Origin of the sequence: [Pantoea] beijingensis (genome assembly GCF_022647505.1) — a bacterium.
Lineage (GTDB): Bacteria > Pseudomonadota > Gammaproteobacteria > Enterobacterales > Enterobacteriaceae > Erwinia > Erwinia beijingensis.
On record NZ_CP071409.1, the window covers coordinates 1,985,545 to 2,007,118 of the forward strand.

At 50.4% G+C, this 21,574-nt stretch carries 17 protein-coding genes; 7 read left to right on the forward strand and 10 right to left on the reverse strand.

Annotation, left to right across the window (positions count from 1 at the left end):
• Positions 1-16 precede the first annotated feature (16 nt).
• The gene (locus J1C60_RS08935; protein WP_128174550.1) at positions 17-1,009 is read right to left on the reverse strand and encodes a 2-hydroxyacid dehydrogenase; all 993 of its coding nucleotides are present in this window, start codon (positions 1,007-1,009) and stop codon (positions 17-19) included.
• Positions 1,010-1,289: 280 nt separating this feature from the next.
• On the opposite strand from J1C60_RS08935, the gene J1C60_RS08940 reads away from it, so the two are divergent.
• The 3 genes from J1C60_RS08940 to J1C60_RS08950 are packed head-to-tail and all read left to right on the forward strand — an operon-like array spanning position 1,290 to position 4,440.
• Entirely contained in the window at positions 1,290-3,908 is a 2,619-nt protein-coding gene (locus tag J1C60_RS08940; protein ID WP_128174548.1) for a YdbH family protein, read from the forward strand.
• Positions 3,905-4,099: a YnbE family lipoprotein gene (locus tag J1C60_RS08945; protein WP_128174546.1), complete on the forward strand. Its 195-nt coding sequence runs from the start codon at positions 3,905-3,907 to the stop codon at positions 4,097-4,099. Before J1C60_RS08940 ends, J1C60_RS08945 begins: the two co-directional genes overlap by 4 nt.
• A gap of 11 nt (positions 4,100-4,110) precedes the next feature.
• The gene (locus tag J1C60_RS08950) at positions 4,111-4,440 is read left to right on the forward strand and encodes a YdbL family probable chaperone protein (RefSeq protein ID WP_128174544.1); all 330 of its coding nucleotides are present in this window, start codon (positions 4,111-4,113) and stop codon (positions 4,438-4,440) included.
• Between the two features lie 46 nt (positions 4,441-4,486).
• On the opposite strand, the gene J1C60_RS08955 is transcribed toward J1C60_RS08950, so the two are convergent.
• Positions 4,487-5,089 carry an FMN-dependent NADH-azoreductase gene (locus J1C60_RS08955; protein WP_128174542.1) on the reverse strand — a complete coding sequence of 201 codons (603 nt, stop codon included), beginning with the start codon at positions 5,087-5,089 and terminating at the stop codon, positions 4,487-4,489.
• 249 nt (positions 5,090-5,338) lie between these two features.
• Between J1C60_RS08955 and hrpA the strand changes: the two genes are divergently transcribed.
• Positions 5,339-9,241 (forward strand): ATP-dependent RNA helicase HrpA, encoded by a 3,903-nt coding sequence (gene hrpA, locus J1C60_RS08960; RefSeq protein WP_128174540.1) that lies wholly within the window; start codon positions 5,339-5,341, stop codon positions 9,239-9,241.
• A 41-nt stretch (positions 9,242-9,282) separates the two neighbouring features.
• Here hrpA and J1C60_RS08965 read toward each other — a convergent pair whose 3' ends face one another.
• From J1C60_RS08965 to rstA, 6 genes are all read right to left on the reverse strand, one after another.
• On the reverse strand, positions 9,283-10,086 hold the full coding sequence (locus J1C60_RS08965; protein ID WP_128175047.1) for a trypsin-like serine peptidase: 804 nt from the start codon (positions 10,084-10,086) through the stop codon (positions 9,283-9,285).
• A gap of 226 nt (positions 10,087-10,312) precedes the next feature.
• A complete protein-coding gene (gene ydgU / locus J1C60_RS18760; protein ID WP_459565626.1) occupies positions 10,313-10,393 on the reverse strand; it encodes a small membrane protein YdgU in 81 nt (26 codons plus the stop codon).
• Between the two features lie 83 nt (positions 10,394-10,476).
• Complete coding sequence (asr, locus tag J1C60_RS08970) at positions 10,477-10,833, reverse strand: acid resistance repetitive basic protein Asr (protein ID WP_128174538.1); 357 nt, start codon at positions 10,831-10,833, stop codon at positions 10,477-10,479.
• Positions 10,834-11,022: 189 nt separating this feature from the next.
• Entirely contained in the window at positions 11,023-12,510 is a 1,488-nt protein-coding gene (locus J1C60_RS08975; RefSeq protein WP_128174537.1) for a carboxypeptidase M32, read from the reverse strand.
• A gap of 55 nt (positions 12,511-12,565) precedes the next feature.
• Complete coding sequence (gene rstB / locus J1C60_RS08980; protein WP_128174535.1) at positions 12,566-13,867, reverse strand: two-component system sensor histidine kinase RstB; 1,302 nt, start codon at positions 13,865-13,867, stop codon at positions 12,566-12,568.
• A complete protein-coding gene (rstA, locus tag J1C60_RS08985) occupies positions 13,864-14,592 on the reverse strand; it encodes a two-component system response regulator RstA (protein ID WP_128174533.1) in 729 nt (242 codons plus the stop codon). Before rstA ends, rstB begins: the two co-directional genes overlap by 4 nt.
• Positions 14,593-14,823: 231 nt before the next feature.
• Between rstA and J1C60_RS08990 the strand changes: the two genes are divergently transcribed.
• Positions 14,824-15,237 (forward strand): hypothetical protein, encoded by a 414-nt coding sequence (locus J1C60_RS08990; protein ID WP_128174532.1) that lies wholly within the window; start codon positions 14,824-14,826, stop codon positions 15,235-15,237.
• A 39-nt stretch (positions 15,238-15,276) separates the two neighbouring features.
• Here J1C60_RS08990 and J1C60_RS08995 read toward each other — a convergent pair whose 3' ends face one another.
• Together J1C60_RS08995 and ydgH are read right to left on the reverse strand one after the other, a co-directional pair.
• Complete coding sequence (locus J1C60_RS08995; RefSeq protein ID WP_128174530.1) at positions 15,277-16,668, reverse strand: amino acid permease; 1,392 nt, start codon at positions 16,666-16,668, stop codon at positions 15,277-15,279.
• A gap of 294 nt (positions 16,669-16,962) precedes the next feature.
• Positions 16,963-17,916 carry a DUF1471 family protein YdgH gene (gene ydgH / locus J1C60_RS09000; RefSeq protein WP_128174528.1) on the reverse strand — a complete coding sequence of 318 codons (954 nt, stop codon included), beginning with the start codon at positions 17,914-17,916 and terminating at the stop codon, positions 16,963-16,965.
• 642 nt (positions 17,917-18,558) lie between these two features.
• Between ydgH and pntA the strand changes: the two genes are divergently transcribed.
• Positions 18,559-20,091 (forward strand): Re/Si-specific NAD(P)(+) transhydrogenase subunit alpha, encoded by a 1,533-nt coding sequence (pntA, locus tag J1C60_RS09005; RefSeq protein WP_128174526.1) that lies wholly within the window; start codon positions 18,559-18,561, stop codon positions 20,089-20,091.
• A 10-nt stretch (positions 20,092-20,101) separates the two neighbouring features.
• Complete coding sequence (gene pntB, locus J1C60_RS09010; RefSeq protein ID WP_128174524.1) at positions 20,102-21,490, forward strand: Re/Si-specific NAD(P)(+) transhydrogenase subunit beta; 1,389 nt, start codon at positions 20,102-20,104, stop codon at positions 21,488-21,490.
• Positions 21,491-21,574 lie beyond the last annotated feature (84 nt).

The window sequence follows — 21,574 nt, forward strand, 5'->3', positions numbered from 1 at the left end:
CCAGAGTACCTGCGTGTCAGGTTGTTAGCATATTGCTGCAGGCGATACCCGTATCCAGTTGCCTGATATTTTCTAAGGTCGTTTCCGAAATACTGATTAGCGCTTCAGCAGTTAAGAAAGCCTGATGGCCAGTGAACAGGACGTTATGGCAGGCAGAAAGCCTGCGGAAAACATCGTCCTGAATAACATCATTCGACTTATCTTCAAAGAATAAATCGCGTTCGTTTTCATAGACATCCATTCCAAGAGCACCAATTTTTTGCTGTTTCAGTGCGTCGATCGCGGCTTGCGAATCGATCAAGCCTCCACGACTGGTATTAATAATCATCACACCCTCTTTCATCTGGCTAAATGCTTGTGTGTTCAGCAGATGATGGTTTTCATCCGTTAGCGGACAGTGGAGGGTGATAACGTCCGCGTGGCTGAATAGGGTGTTGATATCCACATATTCAGCACCAAGTTCCAGCGCTTGTGGATTGGGCCAGGGATCGAATGCGAGAAGACGCATGCCAAATCCTTTAAGGATACGCAGCGTGGCAACGCCAATTTTCCCGGTACCGACGACGCCCGCCGTACGCCTATGCATATTGAAACCAATTAAGCCTTCCAGCGAAAAATTAGCATCCCGGGTGCGCTGATAGGCACGGTGGATATGGCGGTTTAAAGCCATCATCATACCAACAGCATGTTCTGCAACGGCTTCAGGGGAATAGGCGGGAACCCGAACGACTTTAAGGCCGAGCGCGTTTGCCGCATCAAGATCGACATTATCAAAACCGGCGCAACGAAGAGCAATATACTTAACGCCTTCAGCGGCGAGCGCTTCAAGTACGCCCCGACTTCCCTCGTCATTCACAAACATGCAGACGGCATCACAGCCCGCGGCGTTGACCGCAGTTTTCTCGGTTAACAAAAAGTCAAAAAACTCCAGCTCAAAACCGTAATGCGCGTTAACGTGTTCAAGGTACTTTCGGTCATATTGTTTTGTACTGTATACCGCAAGTTTCATATTGCCTCCTGCTATCCGATTATGGCGCGCAACCAGTACTGTTGGTATCACTTCGCACCTGAGACGTCTCATTTGCCGTGTAAGAGGCCGGCCCTCAATAATTAATCTGTTTATCTTGTGCTGTTACTTAAAAGTGCGCTTTTACGTGGAAAATGCCGCCGGTAGTTCTATCGTCATTATCGGAGGAGTCTGTTGATTCGTCGATAAAAACTTCACCAGTGAGCCGTTACGTGCCATCATTTATACTAAGGATCTATGAACATAATGGATATTCAGTGCCATGACTCGGGGCTTTAAAGTTTTCTGTACGGCGACGTTGGCGCTGGCTCTCCTGATACTGGGCTTACTGCTAAGCGTAAGCCAGTGGTTACCTCGCCTTGCGGGGATCTGGCTGCCGCAGGATACTCGTATCATACTGGACGGCAATCCACGCTGGCGCAACGGCGGCATCTGGTTACCGGGTATTCGTTATGCTGTCGGAGATTGTGAGATAGCCGCCGTGCAGGCGGCGACCCTGACCAGACATGCCGGTCGCTGGCAGGCGGTGGCCGAAAAGGTGGCGCTTAATAGCCACTGCCTGGGTAACCTGCCTGCCAGTAATACGCCAACCACGCCCCGTTCTGTTGCAGAGTGGCAAGCGCTGTTACCCGGAGCCGATATTACGATCCGGCAGTTTGTCATTTCTCCCTATGAAACCTATGCTGGCGAGTTGCAGTTGGCGTTGGATGCACAGCATCAAAAACTGCGCTACAGCGGTGAGAACCTTGAATTGGAGCTAAACCTCACAGGCCAACAACTGGCGATCCAGCGCCTGAAATTCAATTATCCAGCGCTAAAAGCGCCCGTAATGTTGAGCGGTAAAATCCGGTTGCCTGCGTATCCTGAGGGGATGCCACAGGTGGGGGCGTTACAGGGTAACGTTATACTGGACACTTTCCCTCAACCGCTGACGTTGGCCATGAACTGGCGGCAGAAACAGGGGCAATTCACGGTTTACCAACAGGATGATAAGCAGCCGTTGCTTATCTTTCCCTGGCGAGTTTCGGGTGAAACTATTGCGATTCAACAGGGACAGTGGCGTTGGCCCTATGCCATACAACCACTTTCTGGCGGTGTGAATCTAACGCTAAGTCAATGGCGGCAGGGATTACAGGCAATGGAGATCCGCGCGCGTCTGAACATGGTCACTCAAGGGCGCGGTGGCAAAGGTAATATTGTGTTGAGCCTTGGACCGGGCCGCCTCGATCCGAACAATAGTCAATTACCCTTCCAACTAACCGGGGAGAGTAAACTGGCAAATCTGCAATTTTATACATCAATGCCAGGAATGCTGGCAGGATCTGTCCTTAATCCTTACGTCACGCTACAGCCGGGCGCACTGCTGCGTATGCGTGGCCGACTGCTGTCAACGCTGGAAGTGGATGAAGCCCGCTGGCCGCTGGCTGGCGTAAAAGTTTCATCATCGGGGATTGATGGTCGCTTACAAGCGATCCTCAACGCACATGATCCACAAATGGGACGCTTTGACCTGCATCTGGATGGCCGAGCCAGTGATTTCTGGCCAGATAAGGGGCGCTGGGTCTGGCGCTATTGGGGTAAAGGTGAGATGGCACCGTTGGCGGCGAAATGGGATGTTGGTGGTACCGGCAGCTGGCAGGATACAATGATTGAACTCAACACACTGTCGACGGGGTTCGATCGACTGAGTTATGGAATGGTTGACGTCAAATCACCGCGCCTGACGTTAAATGCCCCTGTTCGCTGGGAGCGTTCCGCAGAAACCCCCTCATTTAATGGCGAATTACAACTTGCTGCGCGTGAAACTCGCTTTTCCTCTGGCGGTTATTTACCGCCATCCACGCTGAATATGGTGGTAAAAGGTCGTGATCCGTCGGACTTTATCTATAACGGAGCGCTGGAGGCGGGAGCGATTGGTCCGGTACGGGTTAATGGCCGCTGGGACGGTGATCGCCTGCGTGGTCAGGCATGGTGGCCACAGCAATCACTGACGGTTTTCCAGCCGTTGCTGAGCCCGGACAGCAAAATGAAAATTCAGTCGGGTACGCTGAACGCTCAGGTTGCCTTTTCTGCAGCCAGCGAGCAGGGCTTTGAAGCCGGCGGTCACTGGGTAGTGAAGGACGGTAGCGTTTGGATGCCGGATAATGAAATCAATGGTATCGATTTTTCGCTACCGTTCCGTCTGAAAACGCATCAGTGGTACTTCGGGACGCGGGGACCGGTTTCACTGCGCATTCACGAGATAAAGAATCAGTTTGCCATGCGTAACTTTACGGCGGATTTGCAGGGCTGGTATCCATGGAATGATAAACAGCCGCTGGATTTGATGAATGTAAATGTTGATATTTTGGGCGGGCAACTGAGCATGGCGCAACTGGGGTTGCCGCAGCGTGCAGCTGCGCTGCTGCGCTTGCACAATATCAGTCTCAGTGAGCTGATCACCGCCCTTAAACCCAAGCAGATTGCTATGTCCGGACGTATTAATGGTGAGTTGCCGTTGTGGTTGAACCACCCCCAGTGGTTAATCAAAGATGGCTGGATCGCCAATAGCGGGAATCTTACACTGCGCCTTGATGATGACATGGCCAATACCATTTCCAACGATAACATTGCTGCCGGCCTGGCGATTGACTGGTTACGCTATATGGAAATTTCTCGTTCATGGGCGACCCTTAATCTTGATAATTTAGGTAATGTCATCATGAAAGCAGAAGTGGATGGCAGCAGCCGTTTTCATGGGCAAACCCAGCGCGTAACCCTCAATTACAGTCATCATGAAAATCTATTTCAACTCTGGCGCAGCCTGCGCTTTGGCGATAACTTGCAATCCTGGGTGGAACAGAACGCCACCTTGCCGTCGCAAAAGGAAAATAACCCATGACATTCGTCAGGAACGCACTGGTGCTGCTACCTGTGCTGATGCTGCTTAGCGGCTGTGTGCCGCGCATTGAACTTGCTGCTCCCAAAGAGCCGATAACCATTAATATGAACGTTAAGATAGAACATGAAATTCATATTAAAGTGGATAAAGACGTTGAGGCGATGCTGAAAAACCAAAGCGATTTGTTTTAACGGAGACGGTGATGAAAAAGTGGCTGTGGATAATAATATGCGGTGCGATGGCCTCGCCTGCTGCCCTGGCACTCACGCTGGATGAGGCTCGGCAGCAAGGGCGGGTTGGCGAAACACTCAGCGGTTATATTGCACCGGTAAAACAAGATAGCGAAACGCTGAAACTGGTTAGCCAAATCAATCAGGGGCGGGAAGAACACTACCAGCGTGTCGCGCAAAACAATAATTTATCAACGGCGGAAGTGGCGAGAATCGCCGGTGAAAAATTGGTGCAGCGCGCCGCGCCTGGAAGCTTTGTGCGGGGTATTAATGGACAGTGGTTGCGTAAAAATGCCCAATAAGAAAAGCCGGGGCTAAGCCCGGCGATATCTCTTATTGACTGCAATCTCAGGCAGTAATGAGCTGTCGGATGGCTTCTTTGGCGTCGTTAGTCGCTTTAGTCGCCACTTCGGGACCATAAGCAATGCCTTCAGCAAACACGAAGTTGACGTCAGTGATGCCAATAAACCCGAGGAAAAGTTTCACATAAGGTGTCAGTAAATCGGCCGGCGTATCTTTATGAATTCCCCCGCGGCTTGACAGAATGATAGCGCGTTTACCCGTCACCAACCCTTCCGGACCGGCTTCGGTATAACGGAAGGTGACACCGGCTCGTGCTACAAGGTCAAAATAGTTTTTAAGCTGTGTAGGAATATTGAAGTTGTACATAGGTGCTGCAATAACAATGGTATCGTGGCTTTTCAGTTCTTCAACCAGCGAGTCTGACAGAGCCAACGCCTCTTGCTGGCGCGGCGTTAGCTCAGTGCCTGAGGGACGCAATGCTCCCACCAGTTCACCGTCCAGTACAGGGATAGGATTAGCCGCCAGATCGCGTACGGTTATCTGTGTGTTGCCTGACGCGCGAGCTTGTTCAATATAGAAGTCGGCCAGTTGGCTGGATTGTGAATAATCTGCAAGGATGCTGGATTTAAGGACTAATACTTTGCTCATGATCTGTTCCTGTTCCTCTTACGCGGAAGGCTGTCCGCTCAATGGATGACACTTTATGGGTAATTTCCACGGAGTGAAAGCGTAATATTTCGAGCGCTATCTTCGAAAATATTGAATGATTACCCGGACGGATAAACGCGTCATATGGGGTGTTGTGCTAAAATGCGCGGCAATCACTGCTGTTTTTGATAACACTCTCGCGGCAACGACGCTGAGAACTAGTCGCTACGCGTAACGGGTCTATGAAATATGTCGATAAATACGGATTCTTCGCCGCTGATGGCACTCATTCCACGACTGGACGCGCTTATGCTGCGCGACCGTCAGCGCATCCAGCGTCGTTTGCAGGACGCGAAGCGGGTCAAAAGCCCCGATGCACAGCAAAATATTGCACAAGAATTGTATAAAGAAATTGAAGCTGCAGAATCACGCGTGGCTCAGCGTAGGGCGGCAACGCCGGTTATCACCTTTCCTGAAAATTTGCCAGTAAGCCAGAAAAAGCAGCTTATCGCGGAGGCTATTCGCGATCATCAGGTGGTGATTGTTGCCGGTGAAACCGGTTCGGGTAAAACCACGCAGTTACCCAAAATATGTATGGAGCTGGGACGTGGAATTAAAGGCGTTATTGGGCATACACAGCCGCGGCGCCTGGCTGCGCGAACCGTGGCTAACCGTATTGCGGAAGAGTTAGATACCACACCAGGCGGCTGTGTTGGTTACAAAGTTCGCTTTAACGATCGGGTGAGCGATACCACGCAGGTCAAGCTGATGACGGACGGGATCCTGCTGGCGGAAATCCAGCAGGACCGCCTGCTGATGCAGTACGACACCATCATTATCGATGAAGCGCATGAGCGCAGTCTGAACATCGATTTTCTCCTGGGATATCTGCGTGAGCTATTACCACGTCGCCCGGATCTGAAAATTATTATTACTTCCGCGACCATCGACCCGCAGCGTTTCTCTCGTCATTTTAATCATGCGCCCGTTATTGAAGTATCCGGGCGTACTTATCCGGTAGAGGTTCGTTATCGCCCGGTATCTGAAAACATTGATGAAGGCGATCGCGATCAGCTAGAGGCTATCTTCGACGCCGTAGACGAGTTGGGGGCTGAGGGACGGGGTGATATTCTTATTTTTATGAGCGGGGAGCGGGAGATCCGTGATACCGCCGATGCGCTGACCAAACGTGATTTGCCGCATACCGAGATTCTACCGCTCTATGCGCGACTGTCGAACGCCGAACAAAATCGCGTTTTTCAGCCACACAGTGGGCGGCGTATTGTCTTGGCGACCAATGTTGCGGAAACGTCGCTGACGGTGCCCGGCATCAAATATGTCATTGATCCGGGTACGGCGCGAATTAGTCGCTACAGTTACAGGACAAAAGTCCAGAGGCTGCCCATTGAGCCTATTTCTCAGGCTTCGGCTAATCAGCGAAAAGGGCGCTGCGGACGCGTTTCTGAAGGGATCTGTATCCGACTGTATGCCGAAGAGGATTTTCTGAATCGCCCGGCCTTTACGGATCCTGAGATTTTACGTACTAACCTGGCCTCCGTTATTTTGCAGATGACCGCGTTGGGCCTCGGCGATATCAGCGCTTTCCCGTTTGTCGAAGCCCCCGACAAACGCAATATCCAGGATGGCGTTAAACTGCTGGAAGAACTTGGCGCAATTACGCAGACTGATGGTCAACGCTATAAATTAACGCCGTCAGGGCGTCAGTTGGCTCAGTTGCCGGTTGACCCAAGGCTGGCACGCATGGTATTGGCCGCACAAAAATATGGCTGCGTACGCGAAGTGATGATCATCACGGCGGCGCTATCGATTCAGGACCCGCGCGAACGACCGGTGGAAAAACAGCAGGCGTCGGATGAGAAACATCGGCGGTTTGCTGATAAAGATTCAGATTTCCTCGCCTTTGTGAATCTGTGGGACTACCTCAAAGAGCAACAAACGATCTTATCCTCCAGCCAGTTTCGTCGGCAGTGCAAGATTGATTACCTCAACTATTTGCGTGTACGGGAGTGGCAGGATATCTACACCCAGTTGCGGCAGGTTGTGCGCGAGTTGGGGCTCCCGGTAAATAGTGAACCGGCAGCATTTCGTGAGGTTCATCTCGCGTTGTTAACTGGCCTGTTGTCACATATTGGTCAAAAAGATGCGGATAAACAGGAGTTTACCGGCGCTCGCAATGCCCGGTTCGCTATTTTCCCCGGCTCGGGACTGTTTAAGAAACCCCCAAAATGGGCAATGGTGGCTGAACTGGTTGAAACCAGCCGTCTTTGGGGACGTATAGCCGCCCGTATTGAACCCGATTGGATCGAGCCGATTGCACAGCATCTGATTAAGCGCAGCTACAGCGAACCACACTGGGAAAAGGCGCAGGGCGCGGTGATGGCAACGGAGAAAGTTACGCTGTATGGACTCCCGATCGTCGCGGCGCGTAAAGTGAATTACGGCCAGATCGATCCGACACTGTCACGCGAGCTGTTTATTCGACATGCGCTGGTGGAGGGGGATTGGCAGACGCGGCATGCATTTTTTAACGCTAATCTTAAATTGCGTGGCGAAATTGAAGAACTTGAACATAAGTCACGTCGGCGCGATATTTTAGTCGATGATGAAACCTTGTTTGCTTTCTATGATCAACACATCGGACATGAGGTCGTTTCCGCGCGTCATTTTGACCGTTGGTGGAAAGGTGTCAGCCGCGAAACCCCCGAACTGCTCAACTTTGCCAAAGAGATGCTCATCAAAGAAGGTGCGGAGAAGGTGAGCAAGCTGGATTATCCCAATTTCTGGCATCAGGGAAACCTGAAACTACGCTTGAGCTATCAATTTGAACCAGGTACCGATGCCGATGGCGTAACGGTACACATTCCCTTACCGCTGTTGAATCAGGTTGAAGAAGTCGGATTTGAATGGCAAATTCCCGGTGTGCGCCGAGAACTGATCATTGCGCTGATTAAATCGCTACCGAAGCCAATACGGCGTAACTTTGTGCCTGCGCCCAACTATGCGGACGCTTTTTTAGGGCGAGTGGCACCGCTGGAAATGCCGCTACTGGATGCATTAGAAAGGGAGTTTCGCCGAATGTCTGGCGTGACCATTGAACGTGAGGCCTGGCAGTGGGATCAGGTGCCCGATCATCTTAAAATGTCGTTCCGCATACTGGATGAACATAACCGCAAACTAAAAGAGGGTAAAGACCTCGGTATTTTACGTACGCAGCTCAAAGATAAAGTCCAGGAGACGTTGTCGAAGGTTGCCGATGATGGTTTGGAGCAACGTGGATTACATCTTTGGAGCTTTGGCGATTTACCTGATCACTTCGAGCAAAAGCGAGGTAATTACAGCGTAAAAGCCTGGCCTGCATTAGTGGATGAAAAAGACAGTGTCGCAATCCGTCTTTTTGATAGTGAAGATGAGCAGCGTAAAATGATGTGGCGCGGTCAGCGACGTCTGCTGCTGCTGAATATTCCATCACCAATTAAATACCTGCATGAGAAGTTGCCGAATAAGGCCAAACTTGGGCTTTATTTCAATCCATATGGCAAAGTGCTGGACCTTATCGATGACTGTATCGCTTGTGGCGTGGACAAGCTGATCGCTGAATTTGGCGGGCCCACCTGGCAGGAAGCCGAATTCAGTAAATTGCACGATAAAGTAAGGGCCGAGCTTAATGAGACAGTGGTACAGATTGCCAAATGGGTGGAGCAAATACTCACCGCAGTATTCAGCATCAATAAGCGCCTTAAAGGCCGCGTTGACATGACTATGGCTTTAGCCTTATCCGATATTAAAGCCCAGATGGGCGGGTTAGTTTATCGAGGATTTGTTACGCAAAACGGCTGGAAACGGTTGCCAGATACTTTGCGCTATCTGAATGCTATTGAGCGTCGGCTGGAAAAATTGCCAGTGGATCCCAACAGTGACCGGGCGCGTATGCTGAAAGTTGAACAAGTGCAGCAGGCATGGCATACATGGTTGAATAAGCTGCCGCAAAGTCGACGTGACGACGATGCGGTGCAGGATATTCGCTGGATGATTGAAGAGCTACGCGTCAGTTATTTTGCCCAGCAGTTGGGGACGCCTTTTCCGATATCAGATAAGCGAATCTTGCAGACAATGGAACAAATATCGCTGTAAGCAGGCGATAACGCTGGGCGGAGTAACATCCCCCCAGCGTATTACAGTGCTAACGCTTTCAATCCGTCGCGAAAGGCGGTTACGGCAATGGCGCGGTTATCCGCGCGATAGCGATCTTTGGGCGCTGGAGCTGAGCTCTGTACGGCGATAAGCTGCCAGTTATTATCGACCTTCAATAACAGCGGCGAACCGCTGTCTCCCGGTAATGTATCACACTGATGCGATAGCACATTACGCTGCGCCCAGCCGGTGACCATACAATCGGTATGCGAATAGAGCGTCTCAAGATGGTCTGCAGGATAGCCTGCCTGCGACACTTTGCGTCCGCTAGCTTTTAGCGCGGCGGTTAACTCACTGCGTGACCCCTCAAACAGCGGGATCGGTGTAATACCCGATGGCGGGTTACGCAGCACGATCAACGCGTAATCATAAGGTGCAGCAGCGGCTGGGACGATCCAACCCTCACCATCGGCTTTGAGTTTCCCCCCCAATTGCGGATCGACCCGTGCCTCAATATCGTGTATTTCATAGCGCCAGCCGCCGTCATTGGCAATAAATCTGAGTGCGACGGGTTTATCCAGCCGTCCTGGCGGCGCCAGCAGACAATGACCTGCAGTCAGGGCCAGATGCTCAGAGATAAGCGTGGCGCTACAAAGATTACCGCTTTCTGTCTCGAGCTGGCCGATTGCTTCCCATGGAACGCTGGCAGCCTCATCAACCGGTTTACGATCGTCTTTACCAAAAAACAGCGTTAGCGTGTCGTTTTCGCTTAGCGAATCATCGTCAGCATGGATATAGAAAGAGAAGGATAACAATCCTACTAATAACACAGCCTTTATGCGCATATCACTCTCAGGAAGGGTGAAAATTATTCTTAACTTCATCTGGACTGCTGTAGTAAACCAAGGGTGACCCACATTGCTGACGCAAGCCAGTGATTCGTTCGGGGAGCACCGTTACGCTCAGGACGAAGGACAGAGATGATTTGTCTTTGTCATGCGCGCAGCATAACTATAGACGTTGAAGAACAAAAAAGGGAGTTTAATTCGTAATATCAGCACACTACGGCATTTAAAGATAGAAGCTGGTGGTAATGATTCCACAGATGATCATCACAATCAGGATGATTTCGAATAAATAGCGCCGCACCATTTTTCGCTACTCCGATAAAGAAACACCCGGAATAACCGGGTGTTTGCCATTAACAGTTACATGCTCAGGAGCGTACCCGGTAATTAGTTTGCAGCTGGCGCTTGCTTCACCGCTTTTTTATGGTGTTTTTTAGCTGCTTGCGCTTTCTGAGCAACGGGTTTTGTCACTTTTTTATGGTGTTTTTTAGCCGCCTGGGCTTTTTGTTCTACTGGCTTCGCGACTTTTTTGTGGTGCTTTTTCGCAGCTTGCGCTTTCTGTACTGCTGCTTTTTTGTGTTTTTTATGGTGTTTAGTTTTATGAGCGGCTGGCGCTGCAGCTGGTGTTGATGCTGCAGTTTCGCTAGCGGTGGTGGTTACTGGTGCCGCTGTAGTATCAGCAGCGAAAGCAACGGAAGACAGACCCATAGCAGCGGCTACAACCAGAGTAACTAATTTTTTCATCGTAAAACCCTCGAATGCTTCTTCATGTATTAGCCCACTGCGGGGCCGGTGAAAGAACTATAAGCAAAGCGCTGAGGGGCTTCCGTGAGTGATTGGTATCGGCGTGTAACCGAATGTACAACGTACCGTACTACGGTGATATGGGAGCTGGGGCAGGAAGATGTTTCTCCCGCCCTGAGTTATAATTATCTATTGATTTAAATAACGTTTTTCAAGATGCTGGCGGAAAAATACGGGATTGAGATCCTCACCTGTTGCATGGGTAATTAATTGCTGTGTACTGAAACGACAGCCGTGCTGCCAGATGTTTTGCTGCAGCCAGTCGAAAATCGGCTGTAAATTGCCTTCACGGATCTGGCTTTCGATATTTGGAAGGGCGCGTTTGACGGCCTGGAACAGCTGTGCTGCATACATTGCACCCAGCGTATACGTGGGGAAATAACCGAAGGCACCATCGGTCCAATGGATGTCCTGCATGCAGCCATCACGGTAATTTCCGCGGGTATCGATCCCCAGGTAATCCTGCATTTTTTCCTGCCAGATAGTCGGAATGTCATCAACTTCTATATCGCCGCTAATCAGCGCTCGTTCGATTTCATAACGCAGAATGACATGGGCAGGATAACTTACCTCATCCGCATCAACACGGATAAACCCGGGTTTTACCTGCTGGTTCAGTCGTATAAAATTGTCCAGATTCAGCGCGGGTTGTGCACCAAATTGAGCAACCACCTGCGGTAGGATCAATTGCAAAAAATCTGCGCTACGAGCCAACTGCATTTCGAAAAACAGACTTTGGGATTCATGGATAGCCGTCGAACGTGCCAGTGAAACGGGTTGGCCCAACCATTGTTTCGGTAAATTTTGTTCATATCGTGCGTGCCCCGTCTCGTGAATAACACCCATCATCGCGCTAAGAAACTCATTGTTATTGTAGCGCGTAGTAATCCTGACATCTTCAGGAACACCGCCGCAGAAAGGATGAGCACTGACATCAAGGCGGCCCGCGTTAAAATCAAACCCCAGCTGTTTCATGATGCTGAGGCCGAGCTGACGTTGGGACTCAACAGCGAAGGGGCCAACAGGGCGCTCAATATGGCCCTGGGCCTGGTGTGCGGCAACACGCTGCAGCAGGTCAGGCAGCCAGTGTTTTAAATCGCCAAAGGTCCGATCCAGTTTAGCGCTGGTCATGCCAGGCTCAAAAATATCGAGCAGCGCATCGTAACGAGAACAACCGTTAGCCTGAGCACGAATTTCTGCCTCCTGGCGACTTAGTTTCACGACCTCTTTCAAGTTAGCGGAAAACCCTTTCCAGTCATTCGCCGGACGTTGCTTACGCCATGCATGTTCACAGCGGGATCCGGCAATTGATTTAGCCTCAACGAGTGAGGCAGGCAGCAGTGATGCCTGTTGCCAGGAGCGGCGCATTTCGAAGAGGTTGGCGCACTCAACATCATTTAGCGTCTCCTGCTCCGCCTCATTCAGCCAACTGCTGACGTCGGCAGAGGTCAGAATCTGATGCTGGAGAACACTGAGTTCCGCCAGGGCCTCACCGCGTGCGCGGCTACCCGCAGAAGGCATCATGGTTTGCATATCCCAACCGGCAATAGCGGAGAGGTGACTAAAACGCGCCAGACGTTGAAAGGTTGTTGTCAAATGTTGATAAGCAGATGTCACGCAATGTCTCCATATTAACGGTCCCGGGCTAAACGGTGCCCGATCGTAAGGTTAATCAGCTAATGCGGCTGTCCCGCAAGGGTAAATCAACCGGCCAGCAAATGCGAACGCTGGCTCCGCCTAACGGGCTGCTGTCGATCATCACATAGCCTCCAAGGGCTTGGGCAATTGAATGAACGATGGCCAGGCCCAGGCCGCAGCCACCGGTTGCACGATCGCGACTGGGATCGAGGCGAACAAAAGGTTCAAATACCCGTTCACGTTCTGCAAATGGGATACCCGGCCCATCATCCTCCACCTGTAGACAGGCGGTACCGCCGTCAAACCATAATCCCACACGCAGACGCTGACTGGCGTAACGCAGCGCGTTATTTACCAGATTATCCAACACGCGCTCCATGAGGCGTGTATCAGTGATACCCATATTCTCGCGCTGCGGCGTATCCAGGATAATGTGATAGTCCGGGTGAACAGACTGAATGTCATCCAGCCGCTCCTTGAGCCAGACGGCCAAATCCAGTCGCTGCAAATTGAGATCGACGCGGGGCCGGTCGAGACGCGCGTAAATCAGCAACTCCTCAATCAGCGATTCAAGCTGGCCGATATCACGGTTTAATGCACTGGACTCAGCCTCGCTTAAATTGTCACTCATCTCCAGACGGTAGCGAAGCCGGACCAGAGGCGTCCGTAATTCATGTGCAATCCCGTCGATCAGCATTTTTTTACTGGCCACCAGCGTATTAATATTGTCAGCCATTTGGTTAAACGCCACCCCAAGGCGAATAAGGCTGGATGCACTGTCAAAATTGGCCCGTTCATCCAGATGGCCCTGCCCGAAGCGTTGTGCTGCTGCTTCCAGCTTCAGCATATCCTTCCAGTGCGGCCGCATCCAGATAAAGACCGGCAATGCCAGCGACATCCCGATAAATGCCAGTAGCGCAATATCCAGAATGCGCATTTCGTGCAGGTAAAAAAGATAAGGGATGGGCCCCACGGCCAGAACATAATGGCTACGTGGGATATGCTGTAGAAACGTGTATTCATTGTCGAGCGCAACAATTTCACCAGCGCGTAAACGCCTCATGCTACCGGCATCAAGTTTATATTTACTTAATGGCTCGATATGCAGTTTAAACGACAGATTAAGGTCAAGATTATTGATGGTTTTATTCCAGTTGCGCGGGGGGATTTCTCGCAGTTCACTGCGCATCAGATAGAGCGAGCTTTTCATCAGATCGTCCATCGACTGGCGGCCCGCTCGCTCGGCGGTAAATTTGTAGACCAGCCCGACGAGCATTGTCATGACCAGGAAGCAGATGAATAACAGCAGGTAGAATTGAATAAAAAGCTTTCTCATTCTGAATCATTTTCCCAGGCATGAGGCGCAAACAGATAACCCTTGTTACGGATAGTTTTAATACGGTAGGGTTCTATCGCACTGTCATGTAGCTTTTTACGCAGGCGTGAAATTGCGACATCGATACTGCGGTCAAGACCGTCATAACTTACGCCACGCAATGTTTTTAACAGTGCATCACGGTTTAACGTTTTCCCGGCATGCGTCGCCAGTTCCCAGAGCAGATCGAAATCTGCGGTGGAGAGGGCGATATTCTCATCAAACAATGCCACCTGACGATTCATCGGATCGATAAACAGTGAGCCAAAGCGCAGCGCCTTAGGACCAGCAAGCGAGGGCGCAATTTCTTCATTGTTACCGTTAACGCTGGCCTGGCGGAGATGAAGCCGCAATCGCGCCAGTAGCACCGCCGGGGGAGTGGTTTTCAGAATATAATCATTAGCCCCCATCTCCAGTGACAGAATATGGTTCATGTCGCTATCCAGTGAGGTCAACAGTACGATAGGGCCGGGCCAGTTTGCCCGCAGATCACGACATAAAGTCATCCCATCCTTGCCGGGTAACATAATATCCAGGATGACTAAATCGGGTTTCACTTCGGCGATAAGCGTTTCCGCACGGTCGCCGCGTCCTTCAACAATGACATCAATTCCATGACGTCCCAGATAAGCTGCGATAAGTTCGCCTACATCCTGGTCATCTTCAACAAATACAATTTTATTCATAGTGTCGTGCACATAGCTGCAGAGATCAGCAGCATATCCTTTCCTGAATTGAACCACTATCTACAGGTGCTAAATAACTCAAGATGTATAGTATATGAAGCCTATAATATGCCATTATATTTGCAGGGTTGTTGGTATGAATGTGTGACCGGGGCATGCGGACGCAGCCAACAAAATGGCAGCTTGAAAGATGATGGGTAGATAACTTATGCCGTCAGGAGGAGAGCGCGGGTGTCTGAAAAGCAACGGGTGTTAGCCGGATACGGCGATCGCATCTGCTTAAATTATATTGATTTTCTCTCTGCTTCTTGCAAAAAACGCTGGCGTTTTGTTGATGCCATCTATGGTGTCCTGCCTATATTCGGCATGGTTACACGAACGCCATCCAATCGACAGCGTCCCGTGGCGGATCAGCTTAAAGAGTTAGCCTTGCAAATCATTTCAACGCAGGTCAGTGATGAGATCAATATTGCCCGACTTATCACGCTTGCCGACCAGCAGCACATTTCGCAGCTGGATATTATCTTGCCTTATCCTTTATCTGGTCAGCAACTTGACTTGATTAAACACGAATATCGGAAACCAGTCGCGCTATCCCAACAGGGAGAACGGTTGAATATTCAGTTTCCTGGCTTCCCGCATTAGGGTAAATGAGGCAGTGCGGTGCTGCCTCAGGACATTGCGTTATTTCAGTAACACCCACATTGCAGGCAAAGCACCTGCTACCAGCGCAACGATCGCGCTGCGTTCCAGCATGCTCAACGATTGTGCGGCGCGACCACCTCGACGAGCATAGAGAAACAGCAATATTCCCGGCGCATACAGCACCACTGACAGCAGCAGATGTAATGGTCCTGACGCATATAATAGCCATATACCATAAATACTGGCGCCGAGCGCAACGGTAGTGATCAACGGCTTATTCAGTGGCCTTGCCACTTTATATAAATAAGCACCAACCAGGAAATAGGGCACCAGAATCATTTCAGATGCAATGGTCAGTAGCGTATTGTAATCGGAATGTGTGAGCCAGATAAGTATCAGGCAGATTTGCACGCTGCCATTGGTTAACCACAATGAGGCTGACGGTGCGCTGCGTGCATTTTGTTGGCTGAGTATGCGAGGAAACGCGCCGTGCTGAGCCGCAAGAAATGGAACTTCCGCTGCCATAATCGTCCAGCTCAAATAGGCTCCGCATACGGAAACAATGAGTCCAACTACGATGATAAGGTTGCCCCAGTAGCCGATAAGCTGTGTCATCAACCCTGCCATAGAGGGATTACGCATCCCGGCTAGCTCGGCACGCGGTATGACCCCCAGCGATAGCAATGTGACCAGCAGATAAATACACAGGGCTGCCGTCACGGCCAGCAGCGTGGCATGTCCAACATCCCGTTTATTACGTGCACGTGCCGAAACGACCACCGCACCCTCAACACCGATGAATACCCAGAGGGTAATCAGCATGGTTTCTTTGACCTGCTGCCAAACCGGCTTATCCAAAGCGAATCCGGTAAAGTCCAGCGTAAAACGATCGATATTAAAGGCAGCGATGGCGAGCAGAATAAAGAGACCAAGCGGTAGCAGCTTGCCAAGAGTTGCCACCAGATTAATACTCGCCGCAGTTTGTACGCCACGTAATACCAGACCGTGCACCAGCCATAGTAATAAAGAGGCACCGACAATAGCCTGCCAGGTATTCCCCGCGCCAAAAATCACTCGATCCGCCGAGTCCGTGAAGAAGCTCAAAGCCGAGAAAACGATAACAAGGTAGGAAACGTTAGCGATAACGGCACATAACCAGTATCCCCATGCGGAACAGAAGCCAACAAGGTCACCGAAGCCTGCACGCGCATAGGTGAAGATGCCACCATCAAGCTCGGGTTTCAGCCGTGTTAGCAGCAGTAACGCCAGTGCCAAAAAAATAATCCCGATGCCGGTGATGAACCAGCCAACGATCAATGCTGCGGGGCTTGCGACGGCAGCCATATTTTGTGGCAGGCTAAACACACCGGCTCCCAGCATGGAACTCAGAACCAGTGCGGTAAGAGCCGTGAGTCCTAATTTTTTATCCAAGAATAATTCCTGACTGGCATAAATCCCCATCATATGCAGGTTGCGGCTACCCATCTCCGTCCCATAATTTCCGACGTTACCGAAATTTACAGGTTTACCGCGGCTCTGCAATGCTGTTATTCAGAGGATAAATAACGGGTAAAAGCGCTAACGATCGAATGTTATACAGAAAATATCGGATTCAATGACCGAAAACGCGGGAACAGGCTGCGGATTTTACGGAGAGCAGGAAGCGAGTGCAATGACTGAATATGCAAAAAGATAAGGGCAGTGATTCACTGCCCTTATTAATATTTATTTGAACAAATCGGCGGAGACGGTGAGGTTACCCCCGCTTTGGTTCTGCCACTGGCGGGTTACGTGATAGTACTTCGCTCCCTTACCTGAAGCGCGGCGAGCCACTTCTTCAGAAATCTCGGTAGGTGTGCTGAAGTGGCCAGTAAAGGTAATCGAGTCAAACGGCTGCATCTGCGCCGCAGTGATATTATTCACTTCCTGAATGGAACTGCCGTCTTTCATTTTTATGGTATAGCGCTGACCGGAGGAGGATTGTGTTTCATAGAAACGACCTACCGCACGGCTTGGTGACTCAGATGAGGCAACGCCCGGGATCTCAACGTTTTTCGCCGCTGCGCCACCTTCTGCCAGTGCAGCTTTACCGGCTTCTGAATCGGCTGGAATGGCGTTCGGGCTTTGAACCTTGCGCTTCGGTGCATCGGCTTTATAGATGTATGCGGTGATGTACTGGTTGCCACCGCTGTTGGCATCAATTTGGCGCACGATAAAGAAGGCATCCGCACCTTTTTGTTTAGCTGCTTTGGCAATCGCCTCATTGACATCTGGCTGACTGCTATAGAAACCGCTAATTGAAACGGTATCGTAAGGTTCCAGCAAAAATGCTTCACCTTTTGGCAGTTCTTTCACGCCGTAAAACTGGCGATATTCCGCGGCTTTTTCAGCAGCAGGTGCATCGGCATGGTAAAGATCTGCCGTGACGCGCCAGTTTCCACCATTGCCGTTATTGTCGTTGATACCCTGAATATAGTAAGAGGCGGCACCCATTTCATCGGCGCGCTTAGAAACAGCAGCGCTGGCATCGTTAATCGCGTTAAAGCGGCCATTGATATCAATGCGCTCAAATGGTTTTAACGTGGCGGCTTTTTCGGGAGACAGTTCCTGCGCCGCATGTGCGGATAATGTAGTGAGAGACAGCAGGGCTGACGCCAGAATGGTATTCTTCAGCTTCATAAAAATTAATCCTTCGCCTTACGCAAAAAATGAGTACGAAAACGTGCTGGACTCTTGATGTGTAACAGATTAGCGCCCGATTATTGCATGTAATAATGGCTGCTGTCTCAGCCTATTTATGGCATTTTCGTGCGGAAGTCTGCGGAACCACACGGAAGAATGTAATAACACGCAAAATCGACTAACGCGGTATCTGCTTATCACTTATACAAGTTATTGATATCGATGAAATCGTTAAATATTTGTTAATTAATGTCTTTTAAAGACAGTGCTGATTCCTTGATGCTGCTTTCTCCTGCATATTATTTGTAACGAACAGACGAAATTAGCTAAAAAATAGAGGGCTGGGCACGTTCGGTGAATTATCACGTTAAAGTCCTGGCTAATGTCTCTGTCAGCAGACCGGAAGATATCTTTTCAGTAGGTTACAAACAGTTTGAAACACCCGTGTTCCAGTGCATAAACACCGGAACCATGAAATGACAAGCCATTCTATTTTGACCCAATGCTATTGACGCATAAGTAACGTTGCTTATGCGTCAATGACAGAGGATATATACCCTGAATAATAAGTGTTGCAGCAACGTGACAAGATGTCTGCAATCTGAAGTATGACGGGGCTAATCGATAAAAGGGAATACTATGTTAATTGGAGTACCCAAAGAGCGGTTGTCCAATGAGGCACGAGTCGCGGCTACCCCCAAAACGGTAGAGCAATTGCTGAAACTCGGCTTCACTGTAGCAATAGAAAGTGGTGCCGGTAAGCTGGCCAGTTTTGATGATGCCGCCTTTACCGAGGCTGGTGCCACCATTGCCGGTAGTACGGATGTCTGGCAAGCCGATATTATACTGAAGGTGAATGCCCCAACCGAAGATGAAATAGCGCTGATCCGTGAAGGTAGCACGCTGGTGAGCTTTATCTGGCCGGCGCAAAATCCCACGTTGTTGGAAAAACTGGCTGAACGCAAAGTGACGGTTATGTCGATGGATGCGGTACCGCGTATTTCCCGTGCCCAGTCGCTGGATGCGCTAAGCTCGATGGCAAACATAGCCGGCTATCGTGCCATTGTTGAAGCCGCTCATGAGTTCGGGCGCTTCTTCACAGGCCAAATCACGGCAGCGGGCAAAGTGCCGCCAGCAAAAGTGATGGTGATTGGCGCGGGTGTGGCAGGATTGGCGGCTATCGGTGCGGCAAACAGCTTAGGCGCCATTGTTCGTGCCTTTGACACCCGTCCTGAAGTGAAGGAACAGGTGCAGAGTATGGGAGCCGAGTTCCTCGAGCTGGATTTTGAAGAGGAAGCCGGTAGCGGTGATGGCTACGCAAAAGTGATGTCTGATGCTTTTATTAAAGCAGAGATGGCGCTGTTTGCAGCACAAGCGCAAGAAGTAGACATTATTGTCACGACTGCGCTAATACCCGGGCGGCCTGCACCAAAGCTGATCACTCGCGAAATGGTGGAAAGCATGAAGCCGGGGAGCGTCATTGTCGATCTGGCGGCACAAACCGGTGGTAACTGTGAATTGACGGTTGCTGATACTGTAACTACCACCGCTAACGGTGTGAAAATTATCGGTTACACTGATTTACCGAGCCGCCTGCCGACGCAGTCTTCCCAGCTCTACGGCACAAATCTGGTTAATCTGCTGAAGCTATTGTGCAAAGAGAAAAATGGCGAGATTAACGTCGACTTTGAGGATGTTGTCATCCGAGGTGTCACCGTAATTCGCGAGGGTGAAGTGACTTGGCCAGCCCCGCCAATCCAGGTATCTGCAGCACCGAAAGCAGCCCAGCCCGAAACTAAACTTGCCACTCCAGAACCGGTAAAACCCGCCTCTCCGTTACGCAAGTATATTCTGATTGCATTAGCGATTGTGCTTTTTGCCTGTCTGGCTAATGTTGCACCCGCGGAGTTCCTGTCGCATTTCACCGTGTTCGCACTTTCGTGTGTTGTGGGCTACTACGTGGTGTGGAACGTCAGTCATGCACTGCATACGCCTCTGATGTCGGTAACCAATGCGATTTCCGGCATTATCGTGGTGGGTGCCGTACTACAAATTGGCCATGGTGGTTGGGTGACGTTTTTTGCTTTTGTCGCGGTGCTGATTGCCAGCATCAATATCTTCGGTGGTTTCACCGTGACTCAGCGCATGCTGAAAATGTTTCGTAAGAACTGAGGGGTAATAAATGTCTGGCGGATTAGTGACTGCAGCATACATTGTTGCCGCAATTCTTTTTATTTTCAGCCTCGCGGGTCTGTCAAAGCATGAGAGCTCAAAGCAGGGCAACATCTTTGGTATCAGCGGGATGGCTATCGCGCTCATTGCCACTATCTTCGGTCCGGAAACCAGTAACGTAGTCTGGATTTTGGTCGCGATGGTGATCGGTGGCGCGATTGGGGTGCGTTTGGCGAAGAAAGTCGAAATGACTGAAATGCCGGAGCTGGTAGCGGTACTGCATAGTTTTGTCGGTCTGGCTGCCGTACTGGTTGGTTTCAACAGTTATCTCGATCATGCGCCGGGCCTAATGCCGGTGATGGAAAATATCCATCTGACGGAGGTTTTCCTGGGGATATTTATCGGTGCGGTGACCTTTACAGGGTCTATTGTCGCTTTCGGTAAGCTACGAGGTAAAATTTCTTCGCGTCCTCTGATGTTGCCACATCGGCATAAGCTGAATTTGCTGGCTCTGGTGGTTTCTTTCGTATTGCTGTTTACATTTGTACGGACGGAAAGCGTGGGAATGCAGGTCTTTTCCCTGCTGATCATGACCATTATCGCGCTTGCGTTTGGCTGGCATCTGGTAGCGTCAATCGGCGGTGCTGATATGCCGGTTGTGGTATCAATGCTGAATTCCTACTCAGGTTGGGCGGCGGCCGCTGCTGGCTTTATGCTTGGAAATGATTTGCTGATCGTGACCGGTGCACTGGTGGGCTCTTCCGGTGCCATTCTTTCTTATATTATGTGTAAGGCAATGAATCGGTCGTTTATCAGCGTCATTGCCGGTGGGTTTGGTACCGACAGTAGCTCAACCGGTGAAACGGAAGCCGTTGGGGAATATCGTGAAATTACGGCAGAAGAGACAGCAGAGCTGTTGAAAAACTCGTCGTCGGTAATCATCACTCCGGGCTACGGTATGGCCGTTGCCCAAGCGCAATATCCGGTGGCTGACCTTACCGAACGGTTACGTGCACGCGGTATTAAAGTCCGTTTTGGCATTCATCCGGTCGCGGGACGCTTGCCTGGCCATATGAACGTATTACTGGCAGAAGCCCGCGTTCCTTATGACGTGGTGCTGGAAATGGATGAGATTAACGACGATTTCGCAGAGACTGATACCGTATTGGTTATTGGTGCGAATGATACTGTTAATCCGGCTGCGCAAGAGGACCCTCGCAGCCCTATTGCCGGCATGCCGGTACTGGAAGTCTGGAAAGCGCAAAACGTGGTAGTGTTTAAACGCTCGATGAACACTGGTTATGCAGGCGTACAAAATCCTTTGTTCTTTAAAGATAATTCACAGATGTTGTTCGGTGACGCAAAAGCAAGCGTAGAAGCGATTCTGAAAGCGCTTTAATAAAATAAAGGGCAGAGTGATCTGCCCTTTTACTGTGTCGAATAACAACGCAACATACCCACATACTCTGCGTCATCACTTTTC

Excerpts from the sequence above, each read along its gene's own strand:
- J1C60_RS08935 (WP_128174550.1), bottom strand. The coding sequence starts at position 1,009 with ATGAAACTTGCGGTATACAGTACAAAACAATATGACCGAAAGTACCTT.
- J1C60_RS08940 (WP_128174548.1), top strand. The coding sequence starts at position 1,290 with ATGACTCGGGGCTTTAAAGTTTTCTGTACGGCGACGTTGGCGCTGGCT.
- J1C60_RS08945 (WP_128174546.1), top strand. The coding sequence starts at position 3,905 with ATGACATTCGTCAGGAACGCACTGGTGCTGCTACCTGTGCTGATGCTG.
- J1C60_RS08950 (WP_128174544.1), top strand. The coding sequence starts at position 4,111 with ATGAAAAAGTGGCTGTGGATAATAATATGCGGTGCGATGGCCTCGCCT.
- J1C60_RS08955 (WP_128174542.1), bottom strand. The coding sequence starts at position 5,089 with ATGAGCAAAGTATTAGTCCTTAAATCCAGCATCCTTGCAGATTATTCA.
- hrpA (WP_128174540.1), top strand. The coding sequence starts at position 5,339 with ATGTCGATAAATACGGATTCTTCGCCGCTGATGGCACTCATTCCACGA.
- J1C60_RS08965 (WP_128175047.1), bottom strand. The coding sequence starts at position 10,086 with ATGCGCATAAAGGCTGTGTTATTAGTAGGATTGTTATCCTTCTCTTTC.
- ydgU (WP_459565626.1), bottom strand. The coding sequence starts at position 10,393 with ATGGTGCGGCGCTATTTATTCGAAATCATCCTGATTGTGATGATCATC.
- asr (WP_128174538.1), bottom strand. The coding sequence starts at position 10,833 with ATGAAAAAATTAGTTACTCTGGTTGTAGCCGCTGCTATGGGTCTGTCT.
- rstB (WP_128174535.1), bottom strand. The coding sequence starts at position 13,867 with ATGAGAAAGCTTTTTATTCAATTCTACCTGCTGTTATTCATCTGCTTC.
- rstA (WP_128174533.1), bottom strand. The coding sequence starts at position 14,592 with ATGAATAAAATTGTATTTGTTGAAGATGACCAGGATGTAGGCGAACTT.
- ydgH (WP_128174528.1), bottom strand. The coding sequence starts at position 17,916 with ATGAAGCTGAAGAATACCATTCTGGCGTCAGCCCTGCTGTCTCTCACT.
- pntA (WP_128174526.1), top strand. The coding sequence starts at position 18,559 with ATGTTAATTGGAGTACCCAAAGAGCGGTTGTCCAATGAGGCACGAGTC.
- pntB (WP_128174524.1), top strand. The coding sequence starts at position 20,102 with ATGTCTGGCGGATTAGTGACTGCAGCATACATTGTTGCCGCAATTCTT.